We start from the raw sequence: 17,237 nt of genomic DNA on the forward strand, positions 1-17,237 counted from the left end.
ATCGAGCATGCAAAAATTTCCTGTTTGATATGACGAAAAATGTTCCGGTCGCGGGCGTAGAATAAATGGGCGAAACATCTTTTATTATTTATCGCATCTTTTTCAAGATGCGGGCGCCGCGATCCGACTTCGCAATCATTCGCTCGCCAACAACGGAATCTATTCTGAAGTCCAGATTGACATACAATTCGTTATTGACTGAAGAAAGAACCATGTGCTCGCGTTCTTTGTGGATGTCCACATTTTTTCCTGATTTGAAAATATAGGGCTCAGATTGCAAAATCTCAATTTCAGCATCATCCAGACCGCTTATCAGATCGTAGGGTTTATATACGGCGGTAGGCGTCTTGGTTTCATCCCGGCACACAGTTAATGCAAGGAGGGCCGTGTCCCCGTCCTCGTACAAATCATCGGAATGTGGCGATATATCACCGTAGCCATTTCCCCAGTCGCGATAGAGCAGTCCTTCCGCTTTCAGAAATAACGCTTTATGAGCCTCGTACGCATATTGAATGTCGTTCAAATGAAAAAGATCACACAAGGCTTCATGTGCGACTAGTGCAAGTTCGTAATCATCCGACGAAAATAGGTTGCTCCAGCATACGCAGCAATTGCCTCGTTAAAAATGATTGCGTGAAGGCGTTCCGCGCGCAGATCCGCGACACCCTCATCCCGACGAATGACACACCCGAGTAGCACTTCACATGGCCGGCGACGCGGCCCCTCCTACCGCGTCGCCGGCCGCTCCTCAGAAGCGGTGGACGAGACCCACGCCGACAGCCGTCTGGCTCGGTGACGACGACGGCGAGCTATTGAAGCCATCGCCAATCGACGCCGTCGCGGTGACGATCTTGCCGTCGGACAGCGTTTTGCCGTTCGCGCGCTGGTACGCCTCGACCGCGTAGACGCCGGTACGCTTCGACAGCGAGTAGTACTGCGCCAGCGTCACCTGTTGATACTGCGCGGCGCTTGAAACGCCGTTCGCGCGCGTGGCGTGCGTATAGCTGTAGCCGCCTGCCAGGTCCAGGGACTTGATCGGACGGTAATGCAGTACCGTGCCCACCGTGTTGAAAATCGCGGTATCGCGGAACTTCGAGCCCGTGCCGGGGACGTACTGCACGTTCGAGTACTGCGCCGACACGTCGAATGCGTCCGAGAAACGATAACCGCCGGTCACGGCGATGCGCTGCTGCCCCTGCGCGGTCTTGTAGCCATTGGTCAGTGCCGAGACGCCCCGCTGCGAGCCGTCGTTCGAGGTCACGGACTCTTTGCCCCAATCGCCGCCGCCCAGCGTCGAGTTGTTGATGCGTTGCACCGCCGCGGCGAGCCCGATGGGACCGTTCTTGTACTGCAGGCCCACGCTCCAGGTCGAGCCCGCGTTGAAGCGGCCCGGCACGCCGCCGAGCGCGTACGACGCGCCGAGCTTGAGGCCGGCTACCGTGGGTGAAATATAAACGAGCGAGTTGTTGGTGCGATAGGTGGTGTCGAGCCCATCGATGTCACCCGGATGCGCGCCGAAATGGCCGGTCCGGTTGTTGACGGGGCTCCACGGCGACAGAAGCGTGTAATAGGCCGTGTACTGGCGGCCAGCCGTCAGCGTACCGTAGCTCGTGTTGGACAGACCCACCCACGACTGCCGTGTGAACAGCCCGCCGGCCCATTGCGACTTGCCGTTCGTGCTGTCTGCTCCCGCCTCGAGCGTGAAAATCGCCTTGGTGCCGCCGCCGAGATCCTCGCTGCCCTTCAGGCCGAAGCGGCTACCCGACCACATGCCCGAGTGCATTTTCACCACCGAACGCCCGCCGGAAGTCGAGCCCAGTTTGGTCGAGCTGCTCTGCCAGAGGAAGCCGTTGTCGACGACCCCGTACAGCGTGACGTTGCTCTGCGCTTGCGCGCAAAACGCCGCGCCGCCGAGGATGCACGATGCAATTATGGTTTTCTTCATACGTAGTAGTCCTTCTTAATAAACAAGGGTTTTTGCTGCGGTGAAGTTTTTGCTGCGGTTAAGCCGGATTCCCCGTATCAGGCGAGCATGGTCAGCCAGCGCGCCGCGCGGACGAGCAGCACGTCCGCCGAAGCAAAAGTTTCGACGCCCGCCACCAGCGGAGCGTCGCAGGCCGCGAACACCGGCTTGCCCCATTGCAGGCCGAGCGCGATTTCGGACAGCGTGCCGAGCCCGCCGCCCACTGCCACGAGGCAAAGCGACGAGCGTGCGATAAGTGAGTTGCGTGTGATTCCGAGCCCGGTGGGCAGGGCGACGCTGAGATAGCGGTTTGCGCGTTGCGCGTCGTCCTCCGGCAGCAAGCCGATTGCGACGCCGCCCGCCCGATGCGCGCCGCGCGCAGCCGCTTCCATCACGCCGCCCTTGCCGCCGCCGACGATCGCAATCCCGGCTCGCGCGAGAGCATGCGCGATGGTTTCGGCGACGCGCGTCTGTTCTTCGGTCGCCACGCGCGGGCCAATCACGCCGACCGGCATCACGTGCCGGTTAGCACTGCGTTGACGCGCAGCGAGATCCGCAAGTGCGCCCTCTACGAGCGTTGCGCGTTCAGTCGTGCCGAGGTCTGACAATCCATTCCCCCATTGCTAGAACACAGGTGCAGAGCGCCGTCAGTACGATCGACAGGATGGCGGCCTGCGAGAAATCGGTTTGTCCGTCGGATAGCTTCAGGTACACGAGGAGCGGCAGGATGTTGATCTGCGTACCGGCCAGTGCGACGGCGGTGCCGTAGGTGCCGAGTGCAATCGCCGCGACGAGGCTCCAGGCCGCCGCCACCGACGGCCACAGCTCGCGCCAGGCCACGTCGAACCAGGCGCGCCACGGCCGTGCACCGAGCGTCACCGCTGCGTCGAGCGGCAACCGGTCGAAGTTCGCGAAAGCCGGATAGAGCATCAGCGCGACGCGCGGGATCAGGTAGTACGCGTAGGCGATCACCAGCCCGAAGACGGTGTAGATCACGCCGCCGACGCGCGCCGGATCGGCGCCGAGCTTCGCGAGCAGCATCGTCACGAAGCCGGCGCGACCGAACGCCAGGATGAAGCCGTAGGCGATCACGAGCCCCGAGAACGCGAGCGGCACGCCGAGTGCCGCGAGCGAGAGCCGCCGCTGCGCCGGCGACTGACCGGCCAGCGCGATGGCCAGTGCGATGCCGACCGCCGTCGAGAGCGTGCTGGCCGCCGCCGCGAGTGCGATCGAGCGGACGATTGCGTCGGTCACCAGCGGATCGCCGATCACCGCGCCGAACGCATCGCCGCCGTCGTCGAACGCGGCGACGACCAGCGCCGCGAGCGGCAGCGCAAACGCGACCGCGAACAGGGCGGCGGCGGGCGCCGCACCGAAGCGGCGCAACGGGCCCGCATCGCGGATATCGAGCGTGGTGGGCGTTGGGCGTTGCGTCATCGGCGGCTGTGGCGGTCGGTGTTGTCGTTGCGGACTGTCATGCCGCTCAGTGGCCGAGCGTCGCCTGCGACCAGAGCTGGTCGACCTGCGCCTTTTTTGCCGCCGCCTTCGCAACATCGAGCGGACGCACCTGCGGCGCGTTCGGCATCTTCGCGGCGGCCTCCGGCGCGAGCGTGACGCTGGGCACGGACGGCCGCACGTAGCCCTGTGCGAACAGCGCCTGCCCGGCGTCGCTCATCACATAGTTCAGCCAGAGCTGTCCGGCAGCCGGATTCGGTGCGTTCTTCACGAGGCTCATCGCGTAAGGCGCGGACACGCTGCCGTCCTGCGGAATCACGACCTCGACCGCGTCGCCCATGCCGTCTTTGTACTTGGCCTTCAGGCCGTCGTTCTCGTAGCCGATCAGGACGGGAATCTCCCCCTTCACGAACTTCGCGTAGGGCGTCGTGCCCTCGACGCGCAACACGTTGCCCGCCGTCTTCAGCTTGCCGAAGAAATCGGCCCCCGGCTTCGGATCGTCGACGCTGCCGCCCATCGCGTAGGCCGCCGCGAACACGGCCACCTGGCCCTGCCCGGCCGAGCGCGGGTCGAGGTAGACGACGGCATTGCGGTAGTCGGGCTTGAGCAGATCGGACCAGCGTTGCGGCACCTCCTTCACGAGCTTCCGGTTGACGAGGAACGCGATATTCAGCGAATGCACCGTGAACCAGCGGCCCTCCGGATCGCGAAACACCGGCGGCAGCTTGTCGAAGTTCACCGGCTTGAACGGCACGACCACGTCTTTGGCCTTCGCATCGAGTGCGGAAGCGGCGAAGTAATAGGCTGTGTCGGCCTGCGGACGGCGGCGCGACTTGTCGAGTGCGACGACCGTCGCGGCGGAGCCGATGTCGTTATAGGTGATCTCGACCGACGGATAACGCTTGCGGAAATCGGCGAACAGCGATTTCCAGTTGGCCCACTCGGGGCCCGTATCGAACGAAACGACCAGGCCTTCGTCGGCGGCCTTCTTGTAGAGCGCTTCCTCGCCGGGATAGAGCGGCGCTGCCTGCGCAGCATGAGCGGCGCACGCGAGCAGCGCGCCGAGTGCAAGCGTGACGGACTGTATGCATTTGATCAGGGTAGGTTTTATCAGCATCGTAGTAGTCCTGAATGTGTGGCAGGTGTTGACCGAAGCGAGTGAGCGTAGGGGTTTAGTCGAGTCGGGCGGAACCGGGGTGGGCTGGGCGCGCGTTCATTCGCGCGGCGCGGCGGGCAGCACGCGCAGATGGCGCGGCTCGATCGCGATGCTGTGCGTCGCCACGACAGGGCCTTCGCCGAGCAGCGGCGTGGCCGTGCCGCTTGTTCCATTCGTGCCGCTTGTGCCATTCGTCCCGTTCGCGCCGCTCACAAGGAAGTCGTAGCGATGCGTCGAACCAAAGTAACGGACGGTGCCGTGCGTGCCGTGGATCCGGTTTGTACAGCCGTGCTGCGGATCGGCCTGCACGTGCTCGGGGCGCAGCAGCAGGTCGACGGCGTCGCCTGGACGATGCTCGCCCGTCGCGGCGCAAAGGGTCGTGAAGCCGACGTCGATGCGGTCGGTGGCGACCACACGTCCGCTCAGGACCGTCGAATGGCCGATGAAGCGCGCGACGCGCACCGAAGCCGGAGCCTCGTACAGCTCGCGTGGCGTGCCGACCTGCAGCACGCGTCCGCCATCGACAATCGCGACGCGGTCGGCCATGCTCAACGCCTCGTCCTGATCGTGCGTGACGAACAGTGTGGTTGCGCCGCAAGCGCGCTGCAGCGTGCGAATTTCGTCGCGCAGTTGATGGCGGATACCGGCGTCGAGTGCCGCGAGCGGCTCGTCGAGCAGCAGGACGCGCGGCTCGATCACCAGCGCGCGGGCCAGTGCGACGCGCTGCTGCTGGCCGCCCGACAGGTGCGCCGGGCGCCGGTCCGCATGGCTCGCCAGGCCCACGCGGTCGAGCATCGCGAGCGCCTGGCGGCGTCGCTTGACGCTGTCTATGCCGCGCATCTTCAGGCCGTAGGCGACGTTGTCGGCCACGCTCAAGTGCGGAAACAGGGCGTACTGCTGAAAAACCACGCCGACACCGCGTTGCCAGACCGGCTGGTCGACCACGTCCTGCCCGCCGATCACGATGCGGCCGGTGTGCCCCGTCAGCAATCCGGCCGTGAGGCGCAGCAGCGTGGATTTGCCCGAACCGCTCTGACCGATCACGGCCAGCAGTTCGCCGGGGGCGGCCTTGAGCGAAATGTCAGCGACGCCGTGCGATGTACCCGGATACGTGTAGCTGACGGTGTCGAATTCGAGACTCATGATGTCACTTCAGTCGCTGGACGGTGGTGATCGAGACGAGCGTGGCGGCGACGGCGAGCACGAGCAGCACGACGCTCGCTGCGCAGGCGAAGCCCGAGGCGCCGTAGAACGCCTGCAGCAGCACGACGGGATAGTTGCGGTAGCGGAAGCTCGCGATCAGGTTCGAGATCTGGAACTCGCCAATCGACAGCGCGGCGACCATCACGAGGCCCGCGAACAGGCTGTGGCGCAGATTCGGCAGCGCGATGGTGAAGAACTGGCGCAGCGGCGTTGCGCCGAGCGTGGCCGCGCAGGCTTCGAGCCTCGCGAGATCGAGATGGCGCAGGTCGGCGAGCAGCGTCTGAAGCAGGTAGGGCAGCGTCAGCACCGCATGCGCGGCGATCATCAGCCAGAGCGTGCCGAGCCACGGTAGTGTGTCGCCGCCGAACACGGCCATATAGCCGAAACCGAGCGTGAGCGCCGGCACGGCGATGGGCAGCAGCATGACGAGCCGCGCGGCGAGCCCGCGCCCGTCACGGGCACGGTGATGAAGCGCGTAGGCGAGCGGCACGCCTAACACGGCGTTGAGTGCGCAGCAGGCCAGCGCGACAGTGAGGCTGACGCCGAACGCGCGGCGAAAGCTCGTATCGGTGGCGAGATCGGCGTACCAGTGCCCGGTGAAACCGGTTGGCAGCAGCGTGTTGATCCAGCTCTGGCCGGTCGAGCCGATCAGGAGCAGTGCGATCGGCAACAGGAGGTAGAGCGCGAACAGGACGACGACGGCGCGCACCAGCGCGCGGCCCGGCGCTGGCGCGCGATAGCGGCGGCGAATGGGAATATCGATGGCGCCGGCCGTGGAATGCATTGAAAATTCCCTGAACGAGCGGGTAAGACGGCGCGAAACCCGGATGACTCAGTCAACGGGTTTCGCGATGACGGGCGCCAGTGTGCTGTTGCGACATGGCGTCGTCATGAAAAAAACATACAAAGGGCGCATCGACCTTTGCGAATCAGGAATACTACGTAATGAAGCATGTTTATCCGAATCTTGCCGAGCTGAGCGCATTTATCAGTTCCGCTAAATATTTGAATTTTTCGTATGCGGCGCGCGAGCTGGGACTCACGCCGAGCGCGGTCAGCCGCCAGATTGCCAGTCTGGAGGCGCGGTTCGGCGCAAAGCTGTTCGTGCGCGAGGGGCGCAACCTGTCGTTGACGCGCGCCGGGGAGGTCTATCAAGCGAGCGTGGCGGGGCCGTTCCGCGAGATCGGTAATGCCTCGCTCGCGCTTCTGAGCGTGCGCGAGGACAACGACCTGCTCACCATCGCGAGCGTGCCGACCTTCACGAGCAAGTGGCTGGTGCCGCGACTGCCGTCATTCCTCGCGGCGGTGCCGAACGTCACGCTGAGTTTCCGGCGCCATCTCGCGCACGGCGATCCTTTTCCGGTTGGGCTCGATGCGGCGATCCGCTACGGCGATGGCCTCTGGGAAGGCGTGCGCAGCGATTATCTGGCTGGACGCACCTTCGTGCCGGTCTGTTCACCTGGATTCGCAGCGCACCATACGCTGCGCACGCCGGACGACCTCGCGGTCGCACCGAGGCTCGTGCACGAGCAGGCTGCAGCCGTCTGGTTCGAATGGTCGCAGACCTATGACGTCACGCCCATGAACGCGTTCCTGGGGCCACGATTCGAGCAGTATGCCGTGTTGATCCAGGCTGCGCAGGCCGGACTCGGCGTGGCGCTCGTGCCGGAATTCCTCATCTCTGCGCCGATCGAGGCGGGCACGCTTGTCCAGCCCGTTAATGCGCCAGTCGATGTGGATAGCCACGCGCACTTTCTCTGCTACACGCCCGAGCGCTTCGATACGAGCACGGCGCTACGCCAGCTGCGTGGGTGGTTGCTGACGGAATGCGCGGCGTACGGTGGGGATACGGTAGAGGTGAGCACGCAGGCCGAAAGGGTGGTTTGTCAGGGCAGCGGTTGGCTCAGTGGTTAGACCACGTTGCCCCATATCTTGACGTCTCAGAGCGCGAGCAGCGTGAGGCCGTGGCCGATATTGATCCTGGTGAGTGATTGGCAATGCGTTGCGCCAGTGACGTGTCCTCGCTTTTTCATGTTCCTTAAATAAGGTAAGGAACATTGGAGGTGTCGTTATGACCGCAGCAACCATCACTTCGAAGGGCCAGGTCACAATCCCCGTGGACGTGCGAAACCACCTTGGCCTGGAGTCCGGTGTCAGCGATGCGCTGGTCGTGAACGAGTGCGGCGAGCGTCTTATGTCCGATGCACTGCGGTTCCGTTTCGATCGTGCGCGGCTCATAGCAGGGGTAAATAAGAATCTGTTTCAGTTCCGCGATCTGCGTGCGAAGGCGGGTACGGATAAGACGGAATCGGCCGGAGACATTCGGGCCGCTCAGAAACAACTAGGCCATTCGTCGGTGACAATGACCGAGCACTATGTCCGTGAAAGGACGGGCGATAAGGTGGGGCCAATGAAGTAAGAGCAGGGTTCAGAATTGCCTCCTTTGGCGTCCTACTATGATGGTGTTGCTACGAGCTAATAAGCTTAGAACTATTATGTCCTGCTATTTTTTGATTTCGAAATTATAGAAAATGCGGTTATAAAAATGAATCCGATAATTTCGAAAATCATGGCCATGCCGTAGATGAATGATGAAATTGACGTTGTTTGGGTAAAGTTGTTGGATGGAAAGAACTTTAGGAGAAAATTAATAAAAACTATCCCTGCCATTGCAATTAATGGGTATGCTAAATCCACGTTAAGGATTTGGGCGTCAAATCCATTGGCTTCTTTGCTTTCGTGAAGCTTTATTATAAATTCTGGTTTTATCGCGAATAGGAGTGCGAAGATGCCGATGCCGAAACCGAGCAAAGTTGGAAATGTGCCGATGTTTAGCGTTGGTGCATCAATTTTGCTGATATCTATTTTGTAAGTGTGTGCGTATCGCATAAGTATTTTGGCGATAGCGAACGAGATTGCTCCTTTTGCCAATATTCTTGAGAAAATCTCCTTAATAGGCGCGACGCGGGTAAAGGCAAGATGACTTCCCGAGTAGGCGTAGGCATTTGCTATGGTGGTGAATTCCCTGACGAAGGGGAGTTTTTTTGCAATGCGAATGGCTAGAGTTGCGCGATTATTATGCGTGTTTTTCCTGTCGCCGTCGGATTGTTTATTTTGTTCCATCGCCCAAAACCTTTTCTTTTCCTTGGGTGACGGCTTGCTGTATTGATGCACGAATTCGCTGGCGGTATGCTGCGTCGGATTCCTCACTTTCCTGTGAAACTGTAAGTTCGAGAGGATGATTTCTCATATGAAAAGAACTGAGGCGATTGGTAGATCTGTCGAGATACCTAATGAAGCCATTTCCAGTTGTAATTTGTGCGAGGCGCAATAAAGCTTTAAACCGACGTGAAAAATCATTCATGAATCCGTCTCGGGCCGAGCTTTCTATTACTGTCACCTTATTGGTCGCATTCTCCTTCATTTCATTTTGAATTTCCTGAACTAGGGCGTCCTCATAGTAAGCGGAGTTCGTGAACGTCACTTCAACCTCGCCGCGTTTAAATTTTTTGGCCTTCTGCAACGTATTGGAGACGGCTGCCGACGAGACAATTTGGCCCACTTGAATTTGATGCTTGGGGAATTTTTGGGTGGCAATGGAATTAAAGAAAAATTCTATTGCCTTTAATGTTGGCTGCGTGGACGGCAATTTATTATAAGCATTATGTATTGCTAGGGTGTGCTTCGAGTAATCAAAAACGAAATCGAAAAGATAGCGATGGGCACTTCCTCCGCGAGCAACTTTTGTGACCTCGGCCCCTGTGTAGAGATCTTGTATAGCATCCGGTTGGTCGAATTTTACTAGCGTGCCATAGGCATGGCCTTCGCCAAAATAGACGTGCAGCGCGGAAAAGAACATATCATTTCTGAGTTTGAATGATACTTTTTCCAGTTGCCGATCGTCGTTGGCTTTTCGAATGATCTTGCCATATTCCTCGATAAGTGACCTGTAGCCATCTTCGCCGACTTCGCTTTCAGTTTTGCCGTCAATGGGAAGGAGGCTGACGTTGAAATATCGAAATTTTGACACGGTATGGTTGATCCTATGCTATTTGAATATTATTTATTGCCCTGAATCTTGAATGGCCCGATTCTACATAGTCTTGATTGGCATGAAAGCTTATGCTTGACCGGATAAACAACTTTCTCAAAATTCTAACCCAATAATAGGGTGCGAGAGGGAGGGGCAGACAGGCACAGGCGCGCGCGGTTGAGAACTATCAGCTTTCGGCCCCCGGCTTTTATCGATTGCCGGCTCGTCGACGTCTGGTGTTGAAAGCTGGTTGGCAGTTGGGGGCGCGCAGAGGTGTGCAACACCCCGATGGGGGCGTGGAGATAGCTGCCGTCGTGGACGGTACCTGGTGTTCGTCACGACGCATGGCGCGAGCGCGTTATCGCGATCGTTTTGCGGAGCAATAGCGCTTTTGCGGAGCAAATGAAAAGGGCCTAGCCGAAGCTAAGCCCTTGAATCTTTTGGTAGGCCGTACGGGATTCGAACCTGTGACCAACGGATTAAAAGTCCGCTGCTCTACCAGCTGAGCTAACGACCCAAAAGAGGCGTAATTATAGCGGCCGCAGGCGACGGATGTCAACGGTCGTGCACGACGTGCAGTAGAACGACAAAGGCCCGGAACACACCGTGTTCCGGGCCCTTCCTATAGCGAGAGGCATGTTGCGCGGCGGCGAGCGCCGCACAATCCACATCCAGCAGCGCTTATTTGAGCTGTGACAGCCTGCTCTGCGCCGTCTGGGCGACATCCGAGCCGCCGTATTGCGACACGATCTGCTCGAGCGTACGCCGGGCGGCAGCCTTTTGCCCCTGCTCGATCTGATTGTTCGCAATCGCAAGCAGGGCCTCGGCTGCGCGCGGGTGCTGCGGGTAGTTCTTGACCACGTTCTGCCACGTCGCCGTCGAACCCTTGTAGTCCTTCAGCGCATAGAGCGCATTGCCGAGCCAGTATTGCGCGGTCGGCTGATAAGGACTCTGCGGGTACTTCGCGATAAAGCTGCGGAACGACGCAGCCGCGGTCTTGAAGTCACCACTGCGGAACTGCTGCGAAGCGGCGTTGAACGCGTCCGTCTCTCCCGGCTGGACCGTGCCCTGCACGCCATCCACGGTCTGCTGCTGCGGCTCGAACTTCTTGAGACGCGCATCCAGATCCGTGTAGTAGTCCTTCTGTTGCTTCTGCACAGTGGACAGCTGATTCGCCAGGTCCTCGTTCTGTCCGCGCAGCGTCGCGACCTGCTGGGTCAGCTGGTCGATGCGGTTGGACTGATCGAGAATCGTGCGTTGCGCAGCGGACAACTGGCTCCCCAGGTTGTCCGTCTTCGCCCGCAGGTCGAGAATCGCCTGGCGCGCCTGATCGTCATCGAAGAGGCCCGCGTGGGCCGGCATCGCCATGAAGGCCGAGCCGGCTACGCAGGCTGCTGCGGCTACCCGCAGCGCTGAGAAACGGTGCGACATACGCCCCTTCATCCAATACGTCGATTACTGTTGGTACACGAGGTCAGCACGGCGGTTCTGCGCCCACGATGCTTCGTCGTGGCCCAGCGCGACCGGCTTTTCCTTGCCGAGGCTGACAGCTTCCATCTGCGAATCCTGCACGCCCATCAGCGACATTGCACGACGCACAGCTTCAGCACGGCGCTGGCCGAGTGCCAGGTTGTACTCGCTCGTGCCGCGCTCGTCGGTGTTGCCCTGGATCAGGACGTGACGTTGCGGATGCGACTTCAGATACTGTGCGTGGAGTTGCAGCAGCGATTGATACTGATCCTTCACGGCGTAGCTGTCGAAGTCGAAGAACACGCTGCGCTTGGCGAGCGGGCTGTTCGGGTTGTTCAGGTCATCGACGTTCACTTGTGCGACCGCATTCGGATTCGGCTGCGTGCTGATTGCGCCGCCCGTTTCGCCGGTCTTGACGCCCGACTTACACGCTGCCAGCGCACCAATCATCAACACGGCCAAGGTCAAGCGGACTTTATTCGACATCATTTTTGCTCTCCAGAAGTGTCATTGCATGAAGGGACCCCAGGACGGCTCGCGTACTATGCCGCCCTGAACGGACAGGATTTGCCGCGTACGACCGTCGGTCGATACAGCAGCCAGCACGCCACGGCCGTTCACCTGTGTGGCGTAAAGAATGTACTGACCGTTCGCCGCGAAGCTGGGCGATTCGTCATGTGTCGTGTCGGTGAGCTGTGTTGCAACGCCAGACTGCAGATCTTGAATGTACAGCTTAAATCCGCCGCCTGTTCGCGAAATGTACGCGAGTTGCTTGCCGTCCGCGCTGACCCGCGGGCTCGTATTGTAGTTACCGGTGAACGTCACGCGCTGCGCGGCGCCGGCGTTTTCGCCCTGGGCCGACATCCTGTAGATCTGCGGTTGGCCGCCGCGATCGCTCGTGAAGTAAATCCAGCGGCCGTCGGGAGAGTAGGTGGGTTCCGTGTCGATCGTCGAGCCTTCCGAGAGGCGGCGCAGGCCGGTGCCGTCAGCGTTGACGGCGAAGATCTGCGTGTTGCCCGTGCGCGACAGCGCGACAGCGAGCGTGCGGCCGTCCGGTGACCAGGCGGGCGCCGAATTGTTGCCCTTCTGGTTGGAGACGATGACGCGGCGCCCGGTCGGCAGATCATGCACGTAGACGATCGGTTTTTTCTTTTCGAAGGAAACGTAGGCAACCTTGGTCCCGTCCGGCGACCACGCAGGCGAGATGATCGGTTCGGGGCTCGACAGCGCGATGTGCGCGTCCTGGCCATCGGAGTCCGAAACCTGCAGTTGATAGCGGTTGCCCGTCTTGATGACGTACGACAGACGCGTGGCGAACACACCCCGGTCGCCAAGCAGCTTCTGATAGATGTAGTCCGCAACCTTATGCGCGCTCATGCGCAAGCCGCTCGGCGGGCTCACGAGCACGAGGCCGCCGAGGCTTTCGCCCTTGACGGTGTCGTAGAGCTTGAAGCGCACTTCGAACTGGCCGTTCGCCAGCCGGTTCACGCTGCCCGAGACGAATGCATTCGCACCCTTTGCCTTCCAGCTGCCGAGGTCGACCGAATCGGTTTCCGCAACGGGCGTGCTGCCGGCGTCGATATTGGTGAACTTGCCGCTGCGTGCCAGATCCGCACGGACGATCGCGCTGACCTGTTCGGGGGAGTTCGCCTCGTTGGCGAAATTCGCCGTTGCGATCGGAAACTGGGTAGAGCCGATCCCGGTCACGAGGACGTTGAGTTGTGCGTGCGCCGCACTGCCAGCCGCGATCAAACAAGACGCGACGAGGGTTCGCAAGCCAAGCTTCGTCATCAAACTCATGCTGTGATGATTCCTGAAAGAGCCATTTTGTAACATAGTGCAACAGCAAAGAGACCTGAAAACACTTGAATCGTTCCGCTGATCACTGCTGCACGCCTGAGTCCCTCTTCCCCTGAGTCTGCCCTCAACCTGCCGGGCGCAAAGTAATTGTAAATTCCGGCGGAGTCTTGCCATTTGTGTCGAGCGGCATCGGATCCGACTGCTGGACCGCGCGCAAGGCGGCGGCATCCCACTGCGCATTGCCGCTGCCGCGCGTGATGTGCGCGGAGAGCAGCGTGCCGGTCGGTGAGCAACGCACCGCCACGACCGTTTCGAGGCCCTCGGTCGCGCCAGCCCAGATGATCTTCGGACGCACGAGGCGCGCCACCTTATCTGCATAGCCCGGCGAAGCCGCCGTGCCGCCCGAGCCGGTGCCGGTGCCGCTCTTTGCGAGGCCGTTGCCGCCGGCGCTTTCGCCGCCGCCCGCGCTGCCCTGCATCTGCGCGATGCGCGCGCGCCGCTCGGCGTCGAGCTTCTTCGCCTGTGCCTGCGCCTCTGCCTTGGCTTTTGCCGCTTTTTCGGCCTCAGCCTTCTTCTGCGCTTCTTTCTGAGCTTCCTGCTGCGCCTGCTTTTGCTCGGCTTCCTGCTGCTGTTTCTTCTTCTGCGCTTCCTGTTGCTGCTTGAGCTTTTCGGCTGCGGCTTGCTGCTGCTCCTTAAGCTTGGCCGCCTTCTGTTGCGCGGCGAGCTGCGCCGCCTGCTGCGCCGCGAGCTGTTGCCGGCGCTTCGCCTCGGCTTCCTGTTGCTGCTGCAGACGCTGTTGCTCGGCGAGTTGCGCGAGGCGCGCGGCTTCTTGCTGCTTGCGTTTTTGTTGCTGAAGCGCGATGTCGGCTTCTTCTGTCTGCTGCGGAGGAGCAGGCGCGACCGGTGCCGGAGGCGGCAGCGGTCGCGGACGCGGCGCCGGCGTCTCCGGCACCTCGGTCCACAACTCGGCTTCCGCACCCGCTGGCGTGCTGTTCTGCCAGTGGATGCCGTGATAGAGGAAGAACCCGAGCAGCACGTGCATCAGCACGGCGAGCAGAAAAGCCCGTCCCGTCCCGCGTTCGTGAGGCGGTCGAAGCGGTTGGGTGGAATGCTTGCGGGTCATTTCGATTTGACGAGCAGTCCGACGCGTTTGACGCCCTGCGCTTTCAGGTCGGACATCACGTTCATGACCGCCTCGTACTTGACGGACTTGTCTGCGGCGATCACGACCGGCTGGTCGGGATGGCTTTGCTCGCGCTCGGCGACGAAGGCGTTGAGATCGGCTTGCGTCATGCCCTGCTGCTGGGTTGTGCCGGAATCATCCTTATAGCGTACGTCCAGATTGCCGTCGGCGCGAATGTTGACCACGACCGGCGGCGTCTGCTGCTGCTGGGCGGCGCCGCCGACAGTCGGCAGGTTGACGATCGACGGCGCAACGAGCGGCGCCGTGACCATGAAGATCACGAGCAGCACCAGCATGACGTCGATGTACGGCACGACGTTGATGTCGGCCATCGCGCGGCGCGAGCGGCTGCCGCGCATGCTCGAACGAACTGAGCCTCCCATCTCCGACTCCTTGAGATTAGTGGGCCTGACGCTGCAGGATATTCGAGAACTCTTCGATGAAGGTTTCGAACCGGATCGCGAGGCGGTCGATGTCGTGCGCGTAGCTGTTGTAGGCGACGACGGCCGGAATCGCGGCGAACAGGCCGATTGCGGTGGCTGTCAGCGCTTCGGCGATGCCGGGCGCGACGTTCGCGAGCGTGGCCTGCTGCACGTTCGCGAGACCGCGGAACGCATTCATGATCCCCCAGACCGTACCGAAAAGACCGATATACGGGCTGACCGAGCCCACCGACGCGAGGAACGACAGGTTCGCTTCGAGTGCGTCCATCTCACGCTGGAAAGCGGCGCGCATCGCGCGGCGCGCGCCGTCGAGCACGGCACCCGGATCGTTCAGGCGCTTTTCCTTTGCCTTGAGGAATTCGCGCATGCCCGATTCAAAGATACGCTCCAGTGCGCCGATCGTGTGACGGTTGTTCGCGGCGCTCTGATAGAGCGCCTGCAGGTCGCCGCCGGACCAGAAATCGCGTTCGAAGCGTTCGGTTTGCGCGCGGGCGCGGCGAATGGCAAACCACTTGCGGAAAATGAAGGTCCAGGAAATCAGGGAGAGCAGCAGGAGCAGTCCCATCACCGCTTGCGCCAGCAAGCTCGCATTTAGAACGAGGGAAATGATCGAAAGATCTTGTGTCGGGTTCATAGAAGTTCGTTGTAGCGTCCCCGAAGGGGCGAGCGGCTGCAAGGCGTGACGAGGCTTCCTGGAGTCAGGCGGAATTCCCCGGCGCCGGCGCGGCTGAACACTGCAGGGTTCTGAATTGAACGGCGAGAGTTCACTGGCGTTGTATCAACGGAAATTACTGTGCGGCCGTTGACACGGCCGGTGCGTCTTTGTCGGATCCGCGGCGCAAGGCGTCGTATACATGGTCCGGCATGGCGGCAGGGCGCATCGTGGCGCCATCGACGCAGGCAACGCGAATGCTCCCGGTTACGAGCAGCGTTTCGCCCCGCCAGGCTTCCTGCATGAAGTCGACCGACGCGCGGCCGAGCTTTTCGATCCTGCTCACGATTGTCACGATGTCGTCGAGGCGGGCAGGCGCGCGATAGTCGAGCGCCGTGCGCCGCACGACGAAGAGCACGCCGGTTTCATCGGCCAGGCGGCGCTGATCGACGCCGCATGCGCGTAGCCATTCCGTCCGTGCGCGTTCGAAGAACTTCAGATAGTTCGCGTAGAAGACGATGCCGCCGGCATCGGTATCTTCGTAATACACGCGGACAGGCCACGTAAAACCTTGCCTGAACCCGGGCGGGACCGCGTCCGCCTGGCTGGTAGATCTTTCCATGCCGCGCATTCTACCGGAATGCGCTGTCATACTGACTTTCGTTCGCCTGACGCATCCGGCCAAATCTGTAAGCTCCGGTTACACACCCGTTACAGACCATTACCCGCGATGGATGTTCAGACCGGCGAAAGACTGCGCGACGGGCATCAGCTCGATCGTGTTGATGTTCACGTGAGCGGGGCGGGTGGCGATCCAGTAGATCGAATCGGCGATGTCTTCGGCCGTGAGCGGCTGGACGTCCTTGTAGACATTGGCCGCTTTGGCGTCGTCGCCGCGATAGCGCACGTTCGAGAACTCGGTGCCGCCGCACAGGCCCGGCTCGATGTCGGTCACGCGCAGCGCCGTGCCGGCGAGATCGGCACGCAGATTCAGGCTGAACTGGCGCACGAAGGCCTTGGTCGCGCCATAGACGTTGCCGCCCGGATACGGCCAGCGCCCGGCCACCGAGCCGAGATTGAAGATGTGCCCCCGGTTGCGGGCGACCATGCCGGGCAGGAACGCGTGGGTGACCTGCACCAGTCCGGTGCAATTGGTCTCGATCATGGTTTCCCATTCGTCGAGATCGGCCTTGTGCGCCGGCTCGACGCCGAGCGCGAGGCCGGCATTGTTGACGAGCACGTCCACCGCGGCGAATTCGGGCGGCAGGGCGGCGGGGGCCGCCGCCACTGCGGCGCGGTCGCGCACGTCGAGTTCGATGGGCAGCAGGTTGTCGCCGAGTTCGCCGGCGAGGGCGTCGAGGCGGTCCTTGCGCCGGGCGGTAGCGACGACACGGTGTCCGCCCTTGACGAAGGCCCGGGCGATGGCGGCGCCGAAGCCCGCAGAGGCGCCGGTGACGAAGACAATCATGGTTGCTCCCTGATTGGTAGAAGTCGAAGAAAGGGTCAAGCCTACTTCCATTGCCGCGCAGCGGCAAGGAAGGCGCCAGGGACGGAGCCCCGCAGGCCCGTCCAGCCGCTTCTGCCCGGCTGGACGGGCCGGGAAGGCCGGTATGCGGGCGGTTGCCTATTTCAGGTCGTTCCAATAAATTAACGCGCTTAATCCCTGCGTGACTGGCGATAGGGTTCCTGAATGGCGAAGCGAGCGGCGTAAGTCTTAGTGGCAATTTTTGCAAGCGCGGCGCGGGCAGCAACGGGAACTCAAGGTGGAACGACCCACCGTGAAGCGCAGGGTGCCGTTTTGCCGTTCGCCTGGGCAGCCGAGTTCCGCGCGCATGCAGTAGCGCCGGAGGGGCTGTCCTGCCACGCGTGTGCGGTGTTC

Annotated in this window: 19 protein-coding genes, 1 tRNA gene and 1 riboswitch; of the genes, 2 read left to right on the forward strand and 18 right to left on the reverse strand. The window is 61.4% G+C overall.

Annotation, left to right across the window (positions count from 1 at the left end):
* Positions 1-88 precede the first annotated feature (88 nt).
* The 7 genes from EPN59_RS12175 to EPN59_RS12205 form a co-directional block, all read right to left on the reverse strand.
* Positions 89-523 carry a hypothetical protein gene (locus EPN59_RS12175; RefSeq protein ID WP_293033727.1) on the reverse strand — a complete coding sequence of 145 codons (435 nt, stop codon included), beginning with the start codon at positions 521-523 and terminating at the stop codon, positions 89-91.
* 225 nt (positions 524-748) lie between these two features.
* The gene (locus tag EPN59_RS12180) at positions 749-1,945 is read right to left on the reverse strand and encodes a porin (RefSeq protein ID WP_293033725.1); all 1,197 of its coding nucleotides are present in this window, start codon (positions 1,943-1,945) and stop codon (positions 749-751) included.
* Between the two features lie 77 nt (positions 1,946-2,022).
* Positions 2,023-2,478 (reverse strand): TIGR00725 family protein, encoded by a 456-nt coding sequence (locus tag EPN59_RS12185; RefSeq protein ID WP_293033731.1) that lies wholly within the window; start codon positions 2,476-2,478, stop codon positions 2,023-2,025.
* A gap of 70 nt (positions 2,479-2,548) precedes the next feature.
* A complete protein-coding gene (locus EPN59_RS12190) occupies positions 2,549-3,400 on the reverse strand; it encodes an ABC transporter permease subunit (RefSeq protein ID WP_293033723.1) in 852 nt (283 codons plus the stop codon).
* 46 nt (positions 3,401-3,446) lie between these two features.
* Positions 3,447-4,535: an extracellular solute-binding protein gene (locus EPN59_RS12195; RefSeq protein WP_293033721.1), complete on the reverse strand. Its 1,089-nt coding sequence runs from the start codon at positions 4,533-4,535 to the stop codon at positions 3,447-3,449.
* Between the two features lie 96 nt (positions 4,536-4,631).
* Positions 4,632-5,717 carry an ABC transporter ATP-binding protein gene (locus EPN59_RS12200; RefSeq protein ID WP_293033719.1) on the reverse strand — a complete coding sequence of 362 codons (1,086 nt, stop codon included), beginning with the start codon at positions 5,715-5,717 and terminating at the stop codon, positions 4,632-4,634.
* 4 nt (positions 5,718-5,721) lie between these two features.
* Positions 5,722-6,561: an ABC transporter permease subunit gene (locus EPN59_RS12205; RefSeq protein ID WP_293033717.1), complete on the reverse strand. Its 840-nt coding sequence runs from the start codon at positions 6,559-6,561 to the stop codon at positions 5,722-5,724.
* 161 nt (positions 6,562-6,722) lie between these two features.
* Here EPN59_RS12205 and EPN59_RS12210 point away from each other — a divergent pair, with 161 nt between their 5' ends.
* Both EPN59_RS12210 and EPN59_RS12215 read left to right on the forward strand, forming a co-directional pair.
* Positions 6,723-7,691 carry a LysR substrate-binding domain-containing protein gene (locus EPN59_RS12210; RefSeq protein WP_293033715.1) on the forward strand — a complete coding sequence of 323 codons (969 nt, stop codon included), beginning with the start codon at positions 6,723-6,725 and terminating at the stop codon, positions 7,689-7,691.
* 157 nt (positions 7,692-7,848) lie between these two features.
* Positions 7,849-8,196, forward strand: a complete 348-nt coding sequence (locus tag EPN59_RS12215) for a tyrosine-type recombinase/integrase (RefSeq protein WP_293033713.1) — start codon at positions 7,849-7,851, stop codon at positions 8,194-8,196.
* 74 nt (positions 8,197-8,270) lie between these two features.
* On the opposite strand, the gene EPN59_RS12220 is transcribed toward EPN59_RS12215, so the two are convergent.
* The 11 genes from EPN59_RS12220 to ydfG form a co-directional block, all read right to left on the reverse strand.
* A complete protein-coding gene (locus tag EPN59_RS12220) occupies positions 8,271-8,900 on the reverse strand; it encodes a hypothetical protein (RefSeq protein ID WP_293046100.1) in 630 nt (209 codons plus the stop codon).
* Positions 8,887-9,807 (reverse strand): DUF4747 family protein, encoded by a 921-nt coding sequence (locus EPN59_RS12225; RefSeq protein WP_293036633.1) that lies wholly within the window; start codon positions 9,805-9,807, stop codon positions 8,887-8,889. The genes EPN59_RS12220 and EPN59_RS12225 overlap by 14 nt, the downstream gene beginning before the upstream one ends.
* Positions 9,808-10,251: 444 nt before the next feature.
* Positions 10,252-10,327 (reverse strand) — tRNA-Lys (locus EPN59_RS12230).
* A gap of 164 nt (positions 10,328-10,491) precedes the next feature.
* A complete protein-coding gene (gene ybgF / locus EPN59_RS12235) occupies positions 10,492-11,241 on the reverse strand; it encodes a tol-pal system protein YbgF (protein WP_293036631.1) in 750 nt (249 codons plus the stop codon).
* Between the two features lie 24 nt (positions 11,242-11,265).
* A complete protein-coding gene (gene pal, locus EPN59_RS12240) occupies positions 11,266-11,769 on the reverse strand; it encodes a peptidoglycan-associated lipoprotein Pal (RefSeq protein WP_293036629.1) in 504 nt (167 codons plus the stop codon).
* Positions 11,770-11,787: 18 nt separating this feature from the next.
* Positions 11,788-13,080: a Tol-Pal system beta propeller repeat protein TolB gene (tolB, locus tag EPN59_RS12245; RefSeq protein ID WP_293036627.1), complete on the reverse strand. Its 1,293-nt coding sequence runs from the start codon at positions 13,078-13,080 to the stop codon at positions 11,788-11,790.
* Positions 13,081-13,204: 124 nt separating this feature from the next.
* Complete coding sequence (tolA, locus tag EPN59_RS12250; protein ID WP_293036625.1) at positions 13,205-14,203, reverse strand: cell envelope integrity protein TolA; 999 nt, start codon at positions 14,201-14,203, stop codon at positions 13,205-13,207.
* Positions 14,200-14,646, reverse strand: a complete 447-nt coding sequence (tolR, locus tag EPN59_RS12255; protein WP_293036623.1) for a protein TolR — start codon at positions 14,644-14,646, stop codon at positions 14,200-14,202. Before tolR ends, tolA begins: the two co-directional genes overlap by 4 nt.
* 16 nt (positions 14,647-14,662) lie before the next feature.
* The gene (gene tolQ, locus EPN59_RS12260) at positions 14,663-15,340 is read right to left on the reverse strand and encodes a protein TolQ (protein ID WP_293036621.1); all 678 of its coding nucleotides are present in this window, start codon (positions 15,338-15,340) and stop codon (positions 14,663-14,665) included.
* A 154-nt stretch (positions 15,341-15,494) separates the two neighbouring features.
* Positions 15,495-15,989, reverse strand: a complete 495-nt coding sequence (ybgC, locus tag EPN59_RS12265; protein WP_293036639.1) for a tol-pal system-associated acyl-CoA thioesterase — start codon at positions 15,987-15,989, stop codon at positions 15,495-15,497.
* Positions 15,990-16,079: 90 nt separating this feature from the next.
* On the reverse strand, positions 16,080-16,826 hold the full coding sequence (ydfG, locus tag EPN59_RS12270) for a bifunctional NADP-dependent 3-hydroxy acid dehydrogenase/3-hydroxypropionate dehydrogenase YdfG (RefSeq protein ID WP_293036637.1): 747 nt from the start codon (positions 16,824-16,826) through the stop codon (positions 16,080-16,082).
* Between the two features lie 189 nt (positions 16,827-17,015).
* A riboswitch (ZMP/ZTP riboswitch) is annotated at positions 17,016-17,180 on the forward strand.
* The last annotated feature ends 57 nt before the right edge of the window (positions 17,181-17,237 follow it).

The sequence above is a fragment of the Paraburkholderia sp. genome, assembly GCF_004298475.1.
Taxonomy (GTDB): Bacteria; Pseudomonadota; Gammaproteobacteria; order Burkholderiales; family Burkholderiaceae; genus Paraburkholderia; species Paraburkholderia denitrificans.